This window comes from Pedobacter frigiditerrae (genome assembly GCF_004331645.1).
Taxonomy (GTDB): domain Bacteria; phylum Bacteroidota; class Bacteroidia; order Sphingobacteriales; family Sphingobacteriaceae; genus Pedobacter; species Pedobacter frigiditerrae.
Window position 1 is genome coordinate 138,319 of record NZ_SJSK01000006.1, and the last position, 17,124, is coordinate 155,442.

The window sequence follows — 17,124 nt, forward strand, 5'->3', positions numbered from 1 at the left end:
GAAATATCATAAGCCATGCAGCTTAAAAAATACCCATTAATAGGTATATGTCAAACCTATTTAAAAGGTTACCTTGTATTGTCTTTCGAGTTTTTAAATGCTTGATAGTTAGAAAATTAACTCAACTAAATCCTTAATAAAATGACCCTCAACCTTAATAAAGCTTTTTTGCTGATTCTTTTTTCATTTTTTATGTGTTCAATAAGCTTCGGGAATGAAAAGAATCATGTTGATGGTAAAAAAACAATATTTGGAACACTTGTAATTGGCGGTAAATTCATCACCATACCAATTAAGTTTTTGCCAGCTAACCTTACAATATACAGCCCTGATTCTTGTGTTTTGTTTTTGAATCAACAAGCGTCAGTAGGTACAGATTCTATAAGTAAAAAGAAATATTATTATTACACGCTCAATAAAAAAGTAATCAGATTTAATGGTTCTTTAGAAAATGCTATAGAGGTTCAAACCCTTATCGACTCATTTAATAAAGTTGGTTATTTCAAGGAAATCGGGCTCCTTTATTTTAATAATAAGCGAAAAGTAAATAGATCTATTACCGTTAATTATCTCACAAAAAAACTAAAAGAGATAAGGTTGGTTTCCAATAATGATAACCTTGTAGATATTTTATTATACTCCCAACAAGGCGTATTACTTTCTAAAACTTTAAACAAGGTAGATACGGTTTATTCAAAATGGTATAGTTTAGCTGGATTAGAAAAAATTGGACAAAGCCTTTATTATCAAAATGGAAGTCAAAAAGCTAACATCCATTATAAAGATGGGCTAATTAATGATACGCTTACATTTTATAATACTGAAGGTATTGTATCAAGGCAATATATTTATAACAAAGGCCTTGCGGTTAAAACATTGGTAGAGCCAGTTAGGATGACAAGCTCTACTGCATCAAATTATAAGAAGGCGCTATTAATTGGTATTAATCAATATACAAGACCTATAGAGTATACGGCAAAAGAAATTAATGATAAGTATATAGAAGTATATAATATTGCTGGTTCTGTAAACGATGTTAACTTTATTAAAAGTAAACTGATTTCTGGACAAGGTTTTAATAAAGACAATGTAGGCTTATTAACAGATCAACAGGCAACAAAGGCTGGCATTTTAAAAGCGCTAAATAATTTCGCAGCTAAGCTTATGCCTTCAGATATTGCTTTTTTGCATTTTAGTGCCTTAAGTTATGATGCTAGTAAAGTAAAAGATGGTAACGAAGTATTTATTTTAGCAAGTGATTATTATAAGGGTAAAAGCGATACCACTACTAATTATTGGATTACTAAGAAAGAAATAGAACAAGTATTTGATTCTATTAAAAAGAGAATAGGTAGTAAAGGGCAGTTAATTGTTTCTTTTGATGCTTGCGGTCAATCTGCTGATAATGCAAAGGATGAAAAAAAGAATGATGTGCAATTTAGAGGAGAAGCAAATGGCTTATTATTTTCTTCTAAAAAATATGCTAATGTGCCATTTGTTATATTATCTGGTACCAGTGGTGATGAATTGAGCATGGAATCGTCGAAGAATGGACTTATATATGGTAATTATTCTTATGCCTTGGCAAACGCGCTAGCTTTACCTTATTCTTTAACAGACGAAGATTTGATTAATGAAGTTAAAGCGAATGTAACTAAGCAAAATCCAAACTATTATTCAAATTTCCCTCAATATCTTTTTGAGCAAAATCAATCCTCAACAACAGAGCAAGGTGCAATGCTTGTAGAAATTAAGCCTAAAGGTAGTGCGCATATTATTTCCGTTGGTATTAGCAAATATCCAAAAACAGGCAAACTCTCTTTTTTAAATTGTGTTGCAGATGCTACTTCTTATAATCAGTATTTTACCGATCAGTATAAATCATTAACAGAAACTGGAAGTGTGAGTTCGTATTTGCTAACCGACTCTTTAGCTACCAAGAAGAATATACTAGATGCCATTAATAAAACAATGACATCTAAACCTGAAGATTATTTTGTGTTCAATTTTTCAGGATATACGGTTCCGCTAAGAGATTCATTGGGTAAACAACTTACTTATTTTATCCCCTATGGGTTAAAAACCTTAACAGATACAGCAGAGATTAAAAAGAATGGAATATCATTGGTGCAACTGAAAGAACTCTTACAAATGATTCCTGCTAACAACCAATTGTTTATTACCGAGGCGGGAAGTACAACCAATTTTCAGAAAGAATTCATCAAGAATTTGATAGAAAGCAGCCCGACTTTAGCGGCATTGTCTAATAAAAATCGTGTTTTCGTTGTTCCAAAAGGTGCTGGTATAGATAATATGGTTTGCAATAATAGAGACATACAACACGGACCGTTAAATTATTACATCACCAATTTAACAAGTGATTTAAATATTTATGGCTTGTTTGAAAACGATTTATACATTAACGCCTTAAAATATGCAATTGGTAAAGCAGAAGCTGATTGTGATTATATCAGAAGTGGTTATTTTGATGTGTTTTTTGAAAAGAATTTTATTAACGACTTACAGTATTTTATGCCTGAACAGGCCATGCAAATGCGTGGGGCAAAAGTTAGAAATCAAACAAAAGAGAAATTAGGCAGAGATAATTCTAAGCGTTATGCCTTGGTAATAGGCACTAATACATACAAGTCAAATGCGCAATGGGGAAATCTAAATAATCCAGCGCCTGATGCAAGAGCCATTGCAGATGAACTAGAAAATAATTACGATTATAAGGTGATGCGATTAATTGATAAACCATTAGATAGTATTTATAATAAAGTTTTAGAGTTATCGAAATTGTTAAAGGAAAGTGATCAATTGGTGATTTTTGTTGCCGGTCACGGAGATTTTGATGATAACCTTTTGGATGATGGATTGATTGTAACTAGTGATTCAAAAACAGCTAAAGATGATCCTTTCAGGAATTCATATATCCAATATTCTAAATTATCTAGAATGATAAACAAATTGCCACCCAATCAAATTTTGCTATTAATGGATGTTTGTTTCGGGGGGACATTTGATGAACGAGTGGCAAGGAACGTTGCTAGAAGTGGGGATACAATGTACGATGACATGAATGCTGCGGCATACATAGATGGTAAATTGGGCAAAAAAACAAGAATCTACATCACTTCTGGTGGCAAAAAGGAAGTGCCAGATGGTTATGCAGGCAAACACTCGCCCTTTGCTCAAAGGTTAATTATGGCTTTACAGGGAAGAGGTGGAGCCAATAGTATGCTAACGGCTAAGAATTTATATCAGTTTGTGGAAAAATTGCCATCTGGGCCACTTTTAGGTAGCTTTGGAGATGATGAGCCTGGAAGCGAGTTTTTATTAATTCCGAATACTACACCAGTGGCAAAACAAGTAACTGTAGTAGCCAAAAATTAAGAGTTATGCTGAAAAGAGGATTATTCTTTGCTTCTTCTTTTGGTAAGACCAATTTTATAGGCTAGAAGTTTTGCTAAATAAGGATTTTAATAAAACTTTATTATCTTCATTGTGCTAATATTTTTAAATTCAAATGAAGAAATTAAGTTTAATCATTTTATTTTTGATTGCTTTTGTAAGTTCAAAAGCTCAGGAAGTACCTTTTGCAAAAGATATACAAAACTTTAAAAAGAAGGATAGTGTAGATTTCCCTCCTAAAAAAGCAGTGCTATTTATTGGTAGTTCAACCTTTACCAAATGGACGGATGTACAAACTTATTTTCCAAATCATACTATAATCAATAGAGGTTTTGGAGGTTCGTCTTTGCCTAATTTAATTTATTTTGTAAAGGATATCGTTTACCCATATAACCCAAAACAAGTGATGATTTACTGTGGTGAAAATGATTTTATGGGAGGAGCCACCGCAGATGTTGTAGTGGATAGGGTTAAACAATTGTTTGGTCTGATTAGAGAAAAATATCCAAAAGTTCATTTAACATTTATATCTATCAAGCCAAGCCCATCAAGGGAAAAATATTGGCCATTAATGGTTGATGCTAACAAAAAGATAATGGAGCTAATTGCTAAAACAAAACGAGCGAACTACATTAATACTTATGATGCAATGTTTAATCCCGATGGAACAATTATGAAAGATATTTTCCTTTCTGATAACTTGCACATGAATGCCAAAGGTTATGCGATTTGGGCGCCAATAATGGAACCTTATTTGAAATAGTAAGATTTGTCATTCCGAGGAACGAGGAATCCATCACAAGGAGTTCAGCTAGTTAGATTCTTCGCTTCGTTCTGAATGACAAATTTCTCATATCCCAAACCTCAACCTCAAAGCCTCACTATTTGAGCGACTAGAAGTTACTCGGGTTTCATTAACATTGTTGAGCACAAAAATGAGTGCGCCATTAAAGCCTTTTCTAATCTCTTTGATGTATTCAGTATTGATCATTTCGCTGCGATGAATCCTTAAAAATTCTTCAGGTAATTTTTCTTCAAGTGTAGATAAAGTAAAATCTGTTAAGTGTTTTTTACCATCCACCGTGTGTAAAAAAACATATTTGTCTTCTGCTTGGATATGTACAATGTCATCCAACTTGATTAATAAAATTTTGTCTCCAAGTTTAACAGTTAAGGTTTTAATCGATTTTTTGCCTTGTATCTGGCGAATCAAGTCTTCAATTGGAACTTGAGCAGGAGCTAAGTTGCTTTGTTTTAATTTTTTAACGGTTTTGTCTAACCTTTCAATCTCAATTGGTTTGAGTAGGTAGTCAATTGAACCTTCTTCAAAAGCTTTAATGGCGTATTGGTCGTATGCCGTAGTAAAAACAACTTTAGGTTGATGTTTCAATTTAGCCAGCATTTCAAAACCATTTAACACTGGCATTTCAATATCCAAAAAGATTAAATCGGGTTTTAGGCTTTCAATTATCTCCAATCCTTCAGCTCCATTTTCTGCTTCTCCAATTATTTCAATTTCATCGTATTGCATTAACAAACGTTTAATGCGTTGGCGAGCTAGTTGTTCATCATCTATAATTATGGTTTTCCACATGGTGATTAAATAAATGGTATTGAAATTTTAATATGCTTTTCTGGTGTATTGTTAATTTGAATATCGTGGTCGTCTTTATACAATAACTGCAGTTTATCAAACGTACTCTGCAAACCATAACCTGCTATTAATTCTGCCGGAAAAGGAGTGCCGTTATCATAAATAAAAATCTCAATCCTACTTGCATTTTGAGCTACGGTAACCCTCATTTCTCCATTGTTACGCACATCCTTTAGTCCGTGTTTTAAAGCGTTTTCTACCAAGGGTTGCAATAAAAAGCGTGGGATTAATTTATCATTTAATTCTGGCAAAACTTCAATTTTGAAGTTAATACGGTTGCCAAAACGTACTTTTTCAATGTCTAAATAAGTATTTAAAATTTCTACTTCCTCATTTATAGAAACATGGTTTTCTTGCAAGGTGTTAATGCTATACCTAAATAACTTAGACAGTTTCATCGTCATATCTTCAGCCTTATCTGCATCTTCATGGATTAAACTGGCAATGGAATTTAAGGCGTTATATAAAAAATGAGGATTGATTTTGGACTGTAACGCTTGCAATTCAGCAGCTGTTTTTAACTGATTTAACTTCACTAAATCCATTTCTTTCGACTTTAATATAGCCTCTGCATTTATTCTTTGAAAATGATAGAGTAGAATTAAAGTGCCAACAATTATGGTTATTAATACATTAAACTTATAATCATTAATGTGCCCAATAAAATCATATTTAAAATCAAAAGCAAGAGAAACAATAAGGTAAGAGAGCTCCACACCAATAAAAAGCCCCACTAAATTGCAGAGGTAATAAATCCAAACAAAATTCCAGAATCCAATTTTGGCGGGTGTAAAATAGCATTGAACTAAAGCGATTACATTGGCTATGCTAAGGGTGATGAACAGACTAAAAAGGATGTTGAATAACACGTTTCTAGTTTGGATACCATTTGGGTTAAAGATTTGAATAAATGCGCTCATTAAAAGCCCAACAGAAATTCCAATTACGGCATATTTAATATTGGTTTTTAGCCAGCCACCTTCCTTAAATGATAATCTTTTTTCTATCATGATATTTAACAGGCATAATTTAATGATTTTTTATTAGTTCAAATTTGCAAAACAGTGGTAAGCTATTAAAGTTATTGTAGATGAATAGCAAGAAATTTGGGATGAATGGTAGAATTTAACTAACAAATACTATTTAAGCAACGCAGTTGAGCTCTATTGCTGAAGTAGTAATGGTAAGCCTAAAAAAATCTTTAACAAGAGTTGAGAGCTTTAGTATGCGCTAGTAATTATTAAATAGGCATCAAGTAGGTATTACATAGGTGTTACCTAGGTATCAAGTAGGTTAAAGAGATACTTAATGCCTACTTGATGCCTATGTGATACCTACCTAAAACCTGCATCAACATATACTGAGAATAGCTTGATGTAGGTTGTACTATAGCATCGTTAAAATCCCTAAGCTAGATAAGCGTACAGAAGATAGTAGTTGTGACACTGCATAAGATTTTAATTTTAATTTTATTACTTTTACCACGTGAAAAATATCGGCATCATTTATTTAATCTTTATGGTATTGCTTTCGGCTTTGCCATGTAATGATGAAATTGAAAATCAAGATGCTGCATTTTCTCATATTTCTAAAATAGAACAGAAAAAATCTCAAGAAGCAGAAAGCTGTTCTCCAATATGTTTGTGCTCTTGTTGTGGACAAAGTGTTGTTGAACCGCAACTTGTAGTTTTTGAATTAAAAATTCCTACCGTAGAATTAGAAAAGGAATTGGCTCAACATCAGTTTTCTTTACTTCAACAAGCCTATCACATTTGGCAACCGCCGAAGTTAGCTGTTAACGGTTAAAAAATTAATTTCTTGGCATGGCCATCAGCTGTTGCAATGTTGTTTTATTAACGCAATATTCTATTGTTGAGTAATTTTTTACCTCTTAATTATGCTTTTCTGCATAGTTCATTTCAATTTTTTATTTTCAATTTTTTAATCATTTAACAGCGTGTTAGATAACATTATAAAATTCAGCATACAAAATAAGCTGGCAATAGGCTTAATGACGTTGCTACTCATTATTTGGGGTGTTTGGAGCGCATCAAAATTGCCTATTGATGCCTTGCCAGATATTACAGATAATCAGGTTCAAATTATTACACAATCTCCCACACTTGCCGCCCAAGAGGTAGAGCAATATGTAACTTATCCTATAGAAAAAGTCCTAGCCAATTTACCTGATATTGCAGAAATGAGATCGTTTTCGCGTTTCGGATTAAGTGTAATCACGGTTGTGTTTAAGGATGAAGTAGATGTTTATTTTGCTCGGCAATTAATTAGCGAAAAGCTAAAACAAGCAGAAAAAGAAATTCCAGAAAGTATGGGGCGGCCCGAATTAGCTCCTGTTACTACGGGTTTAGGAGAGATTTATCAATATGTAATTCACCCAAAGGATAGCAGTAAAAACAAATACTCTGCTATGGATTTGCGTACCATGCAAGACTGGATAGTTGCCAGGCAATTAAATGGTATTGCTGGTGTGGCAGAAGTAACAGGTTTTGGTGGCGTGACCAAACAGTACGAAGTGGCTGTAAATCCAGATAGATTAAAATCTATGGACGTAAGTATTCCAGAAATATTTTCAGCATTAGAAAAAAATAATGAAAATACAGGTGGGGCTTATATCGATAAAAAACCAAACGCTTATTTCATAAGAGGGATTGGTGTAGTAAAATCGTTTGATGATATCGAAAATATTGTTGTTAAAAATCCAAAAAATGGCACGCCCATTTTAATAAGAGATGTTGCTAAAGTACAGTTTGGTACACCTGCTCGTTACGGCGCAATGACCTATAATGGGGAGAAAGAAGTTGTTGGTGGTTTGGTGCTGATGCTAAAAGGTGCAAATAGTTCTGAAGTAGTTTCTTTGGTAAAAGAAAGAATGGAAACAGTACAAAGTTCTTTGCCAGATGATATAATTATTGAACCTTTTTTAGATAGAACAAATTTGGTTGATAGAGCAATTGGTACAGTTCAAAAGAACTTAATTGAAGGTGCCTTAATTGTGATTTTTGTTCTGATTGTGTTTTTGGGGAATTTTAGGGCAGGATTAATAGTTGCCTCTGCCATACCATTGGCATTGCTTTTTGCAATGGGCTTAATGAATTTATTTGGGGTAAGCGCTAACTTAATGAGTTTAGGGGCGATAGATTTTGGTTTGATTGTAGATGGAGCAGTAATTATAGTAGAAGCTACGTTGCACCATCTCGGGCTAAGGAAATCTATGAATACGCTTACCCAAAAAGAGATGGATGAAGAAGTTTTTCTATCAGCCTCTAAAATACGTAGTAGTGCAGCTTTCGGAGAAATCATTATCCTTATCGTATACATTCCAATTTTAGCTTTGGTGGGTATTGAAGGGAAAATGTTTAGACCAATGGCTCAAACAGTAGGCTTTTCTATTTTTGGGGCCTTAATATTGTCGCTTACTTATATTCCAATGATGTCTGCTTTATTCTTATCAAAAAAAGCAGTACTAAAAAAGAACTTTTCCGACAAGATGATGAACTTTTTTCAAGGCATCTATCAGCCACTGTTAGCGAAGGTAATTAAAATAAAATATATAGTTACGGGTGTTACGGTTGGCATTTTATTGATTACCGTTATTGTTTTTAGTAAAATGGGAGGAGAGTTTATCCCGACATTAGAAGAGGGCGATTACGCCATAGAATTTGTGTTGCCACAAGGTGCATCACTTAGCCAAACGGTTGAAACGGTAATGCAGGCCGAACGTATCATCAAACAATTTCCAGAAGTTAAAATGGTGGTTGGCAAAACAGGTGCCGCAGATGTAGCCACAGATCCAATGCCTATGCAAGCGTCGGATTTAATTGTTGTTTTAAAAGACAAGAGCGAATGGACAACATCTACTGATTTTTATGAACTAGCAGATTTGATGAAGGAAAAGCTAGAAAATATACCAGGTATAATTGCAGAGCCAAGTCAGCCTATACAAATGCGCTTTAATGAGTTAATGACAGGTATTAGGCAAGATGTTGCGGTAAAAATATTCGGCGAAAACCTAGATACATTGGCTAACTATGCCAATAAGGTAAGTAAAGCAATTAGTAAAATAGAAGGAATTACACAACCACAAATAGAAAGAATATCTGGCTTGCCTCAAATAAGTATTGATTATGATAGAAGCAGAATGGCAGCTTATGGGCTAAATGTGGAGGATATTAATCACATTATCACTGCGGCATTTGCCGGAGAAGTAGCTGGACAAGTTTACGAAAACGAAAGGAAATTTGATTTGGTAGTTAGGCTTGATAGTGCTTATCGTACTTCTTTAGATGATGTGAATAATCTTTTTGTGCCAACCAATAGCGGCAACCAAATTCCTTTATCACAAATTGCTAATGTAAGCTACAAATTAGGTCCAGCTCAAATTAGTAGGGAAGATGGAAAAAGAAGAGTTTATGTTTCATTTAATGTGAATGGTAGAGATGTACAAAGTGTGGTAGAAGATATCCAAACTAAATTAGCTAAAGACGTAAAGCTACCTGCCGGATATTACTTTACCTATGGTGGTACGTTCGAAAATTTGCAACAAGCATCTAAAAGGTTAATGATTGCCGTTCCTTTATCTTTATTGCTAATTTTTGTGTTGTTGTATTTTACTTTTCACTCTTTTAAACAAGCTGGGCTAATTTTTACCGCCATTCCGATGAGCGCAATTGGTGGGGTTTTTGCTCTATTGTTGCGTGGTATGCCTTTCAGTATTTCGGCAGGTATTGGTTTTATTGCACTATTTGGAGTAGCCGTTTTAAACGGAATTGTTTTGATAGGAACATTTAATCAATTGGAAAAAGAGGGTTGGACAGATGTGGTGAAACGAGTAATAGAAGGAACTAAAATAAGATTAAGACCTGTTTTAATGACAGCAATAGTAGCAAGTTTTGGATTTTTACCAATGGCTTTAAGTAGTAGCGCAGGTGCCGAGGTTCAAAAACCTTTAGCAACAGTTGTTATTGGTGGCTTATTTACGGCTACTTTTTTAACGCTATTTGTTTTGCCATTACTGTACATCATTTTTAATTCAAAACCATCCTCTAAAAAATTGCAAATGAAAACAGTTAGCCTAATCATAATGATGTTACTATTTGGGTTTGGTCAATCTGCCAATGCTCAAGTAATTAACGATAAAACAGTAATTGGTGTAGATGAAGCTATTGCTATCGCTTTAAAAAATAACAATGAACTAAAAGCCAAATCGCTCGAAGTATCAGCTGCACAAAGTTTAAAAGGAACGGCAAGTGAATTGCCCAAATTAGATTTAAACGCACAATTGGGACAATACAATAGTGTCAAGTTCGACAATGCTTTTCAAGTAGAACAGACCATCCCTTTCCCTACATTATTTGGCGCTAAAAAATCTTTAATAAATGCCCAAACACAGAGTAAACAAATACAACAGCTCGTTACCGCAAACGATTTAAAAAATAGGGTTCGAAACTATTATTATCAGGTAGTGTATTTAACGTACAATAAGGTTAAGCTGCAATATTTAGATACCTTATATATTGATTTTGTAAAAGCTGCGGCTTTACGTTTTAAAACTGGGGAGACCAAAAAATTGGAATTAAGCACAGCTGAAACCAAACAAGGGGAAATAAAATTGTTATTGCAGCAAAATGAAAGTTACCTCATTAATGCTTATCAAAATTTAAAAGGTTTAATGAATGTTAAGGAAGATTTCGGTATTGAAAATCCGAAGCTTTATGAGCCTTTAAAAGTGAGTACATTGTTAGATAGTGCTACCATTTCCAATCACCCAACTATAAAACTATGGTATCAGGAAGCTTTAGTTGTAGAACAACAAATTAAGTTAGAAAAAGCATCGGCTTTGCCAGATTTTAAAATAGGATACAATAATCAATCATTAATTGGTTTTCAAACGGTAAATGGTCAAGAGCAATATTTTAATGGCAATAAAAGATTTAGTTCGGTAAATGTGGGCTTAGCCATACCGATTGGTTTTGGAGCAAATAAAGCGAGGGTGCAATCTTTAAATTATCAAAAGCAAGCTGCACAAGCTAATGCACAATATCAACAACAACAATTAACTGCCCAGTTTAATGATGCGGTGCAGCAATATCAGCAGCACTTGCAAGAGCATAATTATTATGTGCAAAAGGCATTGCCAAATGCTAAAGAAATAGTTCAAGTAGCAAAATTGGGGTATCGTACTGGAGATATTAATTATGTAGAATACCTGTATGCTTTACAAACAGCAACAGATTTAGAGTTAAAGTATTTAGAAGTTATACAGCAGGTTAATCAATCAGTTGTGCTCGTTAATTATTTAATTAATCAATAAAATATTAAAATGAAATTCGATATCAAAAACATAAAAAGATTGGCTAGTAGTTGCTTGGCCATACTTTTGGTAAGTACTTTTTTCGCCTGTGGCGGAGATAAAAAAACAGAAGAAACAGCTGCAGAAAAAACAGGAACAGAATCTAAAAATGAAGAAGCTCACGAAGAAGAAGCCCCAACAATTGCAACTTTGAGTGAGGAGCAAATAAAAACGGTAGGTATAACTTATGGCTCGGTAGAACAAAAACAATTAACCGCTACCATTAAAGCTAACGGAAACTTAAGGGTGCCAAATAACAACAAAGCCAATGCAACATCTTTGTATGGTGGGGTGGTTAAAACAATTAATATACAAGTGGGTAGTTTTGTTAAAAAGGGACAAGTTGTGGCTACAATCACAAATCCGCAGTTTATACAGTTGCAAGAAGAATACTTAAATATTGGTAATAAGATAACTTATGCCGACCAAGAAGTACAACGCCAAAAAGAGTTAAATGCAGGTAATGCTGGTGCTCTAAAGAATTTACAAATTGCTACAGCCGAACTCAATACCTTGCGTACCAGAAAAGCATCTCTGCATCAGCAATTGCAATTGATGGGGATTAATCCAAGTGGTATTAGTAATGGAAATTTGAAAGCTGCATTGGTTGTCGTTAGTCCAATAAGTGGAACAGTGAGCGATGTGTTTTCTAAAATTGGCAGTTATGTTGATGTTTCATCGCCTGTGGCAGAGATTGTAGATAATGGGCAACTACATTTAGATTTGAATGTGTTTGAAAAAGATTTGCCGATGCTTAAAGTTGGGCAAACTATACATTTTACACTAACAAATAATCCAACTGTAGAATATGATGCATTGGTCTTTAGTATTGGCTCTGCTTTTGAAAATGAGAGTAAAACGATACCTGTTCATTGTACGGTAAAAGGAAATAAAAGTGGTTTAATTGATGGGATGAATATTACCGGTTTTGTAAGTATAAATAATGTAACAACATCGGCTGTGCCAAATGATGCAATTGTTGAATCAGAAGGTAAAACTTTCCTTTTTGTAGTGACGGATAAAAAAGCGGAGGAACATCACGAAGAAGGTGAGCAAGAGCATAAGGATGAAAAAGAGCCGGTTGGAAATATAAATTTTGAGAAGGTAGAAGTAATAAGGGGTGTGTCTAACTTGGGTTACACTGCCATAACTTTTGTAATTGAAATACCAAAAGGAGCAAGAATTGTAACTAAGGGAGCTTTTTTTATCAATGCTAAATTAACCAACACCGAAGGAGACCATCATTAATTTATAATATTGTCATTCTTGCCCATTGTTTGTCATTCTAACTTGTGCCGATTTTACATCGTTAGCTTGCGAAAAATCTCGGAGAAAATTATTCAAAGAGATTCTTCGCTGCGCTGAATGACAAATCTTTTTGGGAAGAAAAATCAATTTGTCTTCCCAAAATCATCTTCTGAAAATAAACTTGCAGAATAATACCAATCGGTATATATTTGTTCTGTCAAATAATTACAGCAATGTCTAAGGCAGAAAGAACTAGATCTTTTATCATCGAAAAAACAGCCCCTATCTTTAATAAGAAAGGTTTTGCTGGTACTTCGTTAAATGACATGACAGAAGCTACTGGTTTAACAAAAGGCAGTATTTATGGCAATTTTTCAAATAAGGATGAAGTTGCGATTGCAGTATTTGACTATAACTTACAAAAATTAAATGCTTGTGTGGCGGCTCAATTTTCAAAGCAAAAAACAGCCAAAGACAAATTGATGGTTTACGTAAATAACTATGAAGAAATATTTAATTCTTCTTGTGATGATGGGGGTTGCCCGATTTTAAATACTGCCATAGATGCTGATGATACACATCCGCAATTGCGAAATCAAGTTGCAAAAGCTGTGCTTTCTTGGAAGGCCAGACTTACCCAAATTTTAGAACAAGGTAAAGCAAATGGAGAATTCAATGCAAATATAAATGCAGAACAAATTGCCTTAACCATGATATCAATGATTGAGGGTTCCATTATGATTTCAAAATTATTGGGAAGTTCAGCATATATCGCCACCGTAATGCAATCCTTAAAAAAATTGATTAATGATTTAACATAAAAATTTTTTAACTTAAAATATACCGATTGGTATATAATTAAATGATTATATAATGAAAACTACAAAAAACACTATACTAATTACTGGCGGAAGTGCTGGTATTGGTTTCGAAACTGCAAAATTATTAAGTGAACAAGGAAACAACGTTATTATTATTGGTAGAGATCAAAACAGATTAGATGAGGCTAAAGCCAAGTTAAATAACGTAACTGCTATCAAGGCTGATGTAAGCAAAGCTGAAGATGTAAAGGAATTGGTTGCTACAATTGCTAGATTATATCCAGAATTGAACGTTGTTATTAATAATGCAGGTAGAGCTTTGCTTTATAATTTAGCAGATGAAAGTCAAAATGCCTATTCGAATGCAGAAGATGAAATGTTGACAAACTATTTATCAATCATAAGACTAAACCAACAACTTTTGCCATTATTAAAGCACCAGAAAGAAGCAGCAATTGTTAATGTTTCTTCAATTGTGGCTTACGTTCCAGGTATTACTTTACCAACGTATGCGGCAAGTAAAGCGGCTGTACATTCTTACACCACTTCATTAAGGTTAAGCTTGGAAAATACTTCCGTTAAGGTTTTCGAATTATTTCCACCACTGGTTAATACCGAATTTTCTGCAGCAATTGGTGGGCATAATGGCATAGAACCTTTACAAGTTGCAGAAGAATTATTGGAGGGTTTAAAAAATGATGAATTTGAAATCCGCGTTGGAGATACAGCTAAAATCTATGATTTATTTCGTTCATCACCAGTTGATGCATTAAATGTAATGAATGCCAATAGAGCAGCTTGGATTGAATCTATTCAGCCATAAAATGAAAAAGAAATTAACCTTTGCATTATTGATGAGTGCCATAACAACTGGATTGGTAACCTTTACCGTTGTTGCCGTAAACGTTGGTTTTATCAGCCAGTTTTTAACAATATGGTTAAAATCGTGGCCAATTGCTTATCTTGTGGCCGTTCCTGCCATTTTAATCATCGCACCGCGAATAGAAAAATTGGTAGATTATTTGATAAGGGAGAAGTCTTAAACAATAAATATGATGAAAAGAGTAGTTGTTACTGGAATGGGTGCTATTACACCATTAGGTAATTCTGTAAATGAACTTTGGGAAAACATATTGGCTGGCAAAAGTGCTGCTGGTCCAATCACAAAGTTTGATGCTAGTAAATTCAAAACCCGTTTTGCTTGTGAAGTAAAGGATTTCAATATCGAAGAATACATCGATAAAAAGGAAACAAAAAAATATGATTTGTTTACGCAATATGCAATTGCAGCCGCCGACCAAGCCATTAAAGATTCAGGATTAGATTTTGAGCAAATGGATGAAGTAGGTAGATACGATGTAGGTGTAATTTGGGCTAGTGGAAACGGTGGGATTTCTACTTTCGAACAACAATTAAAAGAGTATAATGGCGGAGATGGTACACCGAGATTTAGTCCGTTTTTTATCCCTAAGTTAATTGTTGACATTGCTGCAGGTGCAATCTCAATCAAACATCAACTACATGGGCCAAACTATTGTACGGTTTCTGCTTGTGCATCGTCAAACACAGCTATTATAAGTGCTTTTGATACCATTAGATTGGGAAAGGCAAAGGTTATGATTGCTGGAGGTTCTGAAGCTGCTGTTACTGAAGGTTCGGTTGGTGGATTTAGCTCTGCCCAAGCACTTTCTAAAAATAATGAAAATGCTGAACAAGCATCAAGACCATTTGATGTTGCTCGTGATGGATTTGTAATGGGAGAGGGTGCAGGTGCTTTAGTTTTAGAGGATTTAGAATACGCTTTAGAAAGAGGAGCAACCATATATGCTGAACTAGTTGGAACAGGAATGGCTGCAGATGCTTATCATTTAACAGGAACTCATCCAGAAGGATTAGGTGCTGTTCTAGGAATGAAGAGAGCGTTAGAAGAAGCCGGAATAGAAGCAAAAGATATTGAATACATTAATGCACACGCAACATCTACTGGTATTGGTGATATCAGTGAGTTAAAGGCGATTAAAAAAGTATTTGGAGATTTGCCAGTGGCGATAAGTGGAACAAAATCCATGACAGGTCACTTGTTAGGTGCAGCTGGAGCAATAGAGAGTATTATATCTGTTTTATCTGTTAAAAACGATGTAATTCCAGGGACTATAAATACAACTGAATTAGATTCTGCTATTCCAGAGGGATTGAATATTATTTTAGGGAAACCAGTTTGTCAAACAGTAAACTATTGCCTAAATAATACTTTCGGATTTGGTGGCCATACGGCAACAAGTTTGTTTAAGAAATATTCAGCATAAATTCTTCGACTACGTTAATATTGACAATTATTATTAAAAGCCTTGCATTATTTATGTAGGGCTTTTTTTATAAAGCCTGTGGAATATTAATTTTCGCAGTTAGCAAACAAGGAATAGGTTCCTTAACTGCTACTTTTTTAGCAATGTATGCTTCTTTACCCAATTTACGCAGCATGCGATAATGCGAACCTAAAGCACTTAAAAAAGTAGGACTTTCTATATAAGGTAAATTAAATTCTAAAGCGGTGTCTTTAACTATTTTGCCAATTGCAGGATAATGAATATGGCAAATTTTTGGAAATAAATGATGTTCTACCTGCCTGTTTAAACCACCGCATAAAAAACCTGCAATTTTACTGTTTACAGCGAAATTTGCTGTGGTCATCATTTGGTGTGCTGCCCAAGCCTCTTCTATATTACCATCAACATTTGGGTGAGGAAAACTCGTTCCTTCAACAACATGCGCTAGCTGAAACACCAAGCCCAATACCAAACCTTGTGCAAATTGCATCGCTAAAAAGCCAATTATAAATTGCCACCATGTTACGTCCATGACAATTAATGGTAAAATGATGAACAAGAAATAGTATAAAAATTTAAAGAAGAATAAATTGAAATATTCTATTCTAGGGTGATTGGCAACTTGACAACCTATTTTAGTTTGAAAGAATTTTTTATAATCCTTTCTAAAAACCCATGAAAGCATGGCTAAACTGTATAAACCAAAAGCGTAAATATGCTGGTAACGTTGAATCTTATTTACTGGTTCATTTTCGCAAAAGCGAATTAAGCCAGGCGCCACATCTATATCTTCGTCATGGCCAGATATATTGGTATAGGTATGGTGAACTATGTTATGGCAAATGCTCCAAACATAGGCACTAGCTCCAATTAAACTAAATAGAAAACTAAAAGATTTATTGATGATAGGTTTAGCTGAAAATGCTTTATGAATAGCGTCATGACAAATATTAAAACCAACAAATGCGCCAAACATACCCAATACAATCGCCATCCCTAATTTCAAAAGCGGACTGATATCACCCAGTAAAATTAAAAGATATAAAGCTATAAAAGTTCCTAAAAAGAATACTGCTTTAAACCACATGGCTCCATTAGCATGAACACTTAAATTTTGATCGTCAAAATGCGCATCAACTCGCTTTCTTAGGGTAGCATAAAATGTAGATTTGTTGATGTTTGTAAACTTGACTTTTTGTGTCATATTATGTGTAGAGTAGTATATGGGCAGTTCTTATAATTTAGCTAATGTAGTTTAATTAATGTCGTATAACGCACAATTGTCATTTT

Annotated in this window: 12 protein-coding genes; 9 read left to right on the top strand and 3 right to left on the bottom strand. The window is 34.2% G+C overall.

What is annotated here, in order from left to right; translation table 11 throughout:
* The first annotated feature begins 192 nt into the window (after nucleotides 1-192).
* Together EZ428_RS19835 and EZ428_RS19840 are read left to right on the top strand one after the other, a co-directional pair.
* Nucleotides 193-3,396, top strand: a complete 3,204-nt coding sequence (locus EZ428_RS19835; protein WP_165501839.1) for a caspase family protein — start codon at nucleotides 193-195, stop codon at nucleotides 3,394-3,396.
* 133 nt (nucleotides 3,397-3,529) lie between these two features.
* Complete coding sequence (locus EZ428_RS19840) at nucleotides 3,530-4,177, top strand: GDSL-type esterase/lipase family protein (RefSeq protein WP_131554952.1); 648 nt, start codon at nucleotides 3,530-3,532, stop codon at nucleotides 4,175-4,177.
* An 87-nt stretch (nucleotides 4,178-4,264) separates the two neighbouring features.
* Here the strand turns inward: EZ428_RS19840 and EZ428_RS19845 are convergent, their stop codons facing one another.
* Together EZ428_RS19845 and EZ428_RS19850 are read right to left on the bottom strand one after the other, a co-directional pair.
* Nucleotides 4,265-5,008 carry a LytR/AlgR family response regulator transcription factor gene (locus tag EZ428_RS19845; RefSeq protein WP_131554953.1) on the bottom strand — a complete coding sequence of 248 codons (744 nt, stop codon included), beginning with the start codon at nucleotides 5,006-5,008 and terminating at the stop codon, nucleotides 4,265-4,267.
* A 5-nt stretch (nucleotides 5,009-5,013) separates the two neighbouring features.
* Nucleotides 5,014-6,078: a sensor histidine kinase gene (locus EZ428_RS19850; protein ID WP_131554954.1), complete on the bottom strand. Its 1,065-nt coding sequence runs from the start codon at nucleotides 6,076-6,078 to the stop codon at nucleotides 5,014-5,016.
* Between the two features lie 475 nt (nucleotides 6,079-6,553).
* On the opposite strand from EZ428_RS19850, the gene EZ428_RS19855 reads away from it, so the two are divergent.
* The 7 genes from EZ428_RS19855 to fabF all read left to right on the top strand — a co-directional run bounded on the left by EZ428_RS19855 (nucleotide 6,554) and on the right by fabF (nucleotide 15,813).
* Entirely contained in the window at nucleotides 6,554-6,874 is a 321-nt protein-coding gene (locus tag EZ428_RS19855) for a DUF6660 family protein (protein WP_131554955.1), read from the top strand.
* A gap of 151 nt (nucleotides 6,875-7,025) precedes the next feature.
* Nucleotides 7,026-11,399, top strand: a complete 4,374-nt coding sequence (locus EZ428_RS19860; protein WP_131554956.1) for a CusA/CzcA family heavy metal efflux RND transporter — start codon at nucleotides 7,026-7,028, stop codon at nucleotides 11,397-11,399.
* 9 nt (nucleotides 11,400-11,408) lie between these two features.
* Nucleotides 11,409-12,686, top strand: coding sequence for an efflux RND transporter periplasmic adaptor subunit (locus EZ428_RS19865; protein WP_131554957.1), 1,278 nt, complete (start codon nucleotides 11,409-11,411; stop codon nucleotides 12,684-12,686).
* A gap of 233 nt (nucleotides 12,687-12,919) precedes the next feature.
* Nucleotides 12,920-13,507, top strand: a complete 588-nt coding sequence (locus EZ428_RS19870; RefSeq protein ID WP_131554958.1) for a TetR/AcrR family transcriptional regulator — start codon at nucleotides 12,920-12,922, stop codon at nucleotides 13,505-13,507.
* Between the two features lie 52 nt (nucleotides 13,508-13,559).
* Nucleotides 13,560-14,330, top strand: a complete 771-nt coding sequence (locus EZ428_RS19875) for an SDR family oxidoreductase (protein WP_131554959.1) — start codon at nucleotides 13,560-13,562, stop codon at nucleotides 14,328-14,330.
* A 1-nt stretch (nucleotide 14,331) separates the two neighbouring features.
* On the top strand, nucleotides 14,332-14,550 hold the full coding sequence (locus tag EZ428_RS19880) for a DUF2798 domain-containing protein (protein WP_131554960.1): 219 nt from the start codon (nucleotides 14,332-14,334) through the stop codon (nucleotides 14,548-14,550).
* A 12-nt stretch (nucleotides 14,551-14,562) separates the two neighbouring features.
* Nucleotides 14,563-15,813 (top strand): beta-ketoacyl-ACP synthase II, encoded by a 1,251-nt coding sequence (gene fabF, locus EZ428_RS19885; RefSeq protein ID WP_131555299.1) that lies wholly within the window; start codon nucleotides 14,563-14,565, stop codon nucleotides 15,811-15,813.
* Between the two features lie 67 nt (nucleotides 15,814-15,880).
* Here fabF and EZ428_RS19890 read toward each other — a convergent pair whose 3' ends face one another.
* Entirely contained in the window at nucleotides 15,881-17,038 is a 1,158-nt protein-coding gene (locus tag EZ428_RS19890; protein ID WP_131554961.1) for a fatty acid desaturase family protein, read from the bottom strand.
* Between the last annotated feature and the right edge of the window lie 86 nt (nucleotides 17,039-17,124).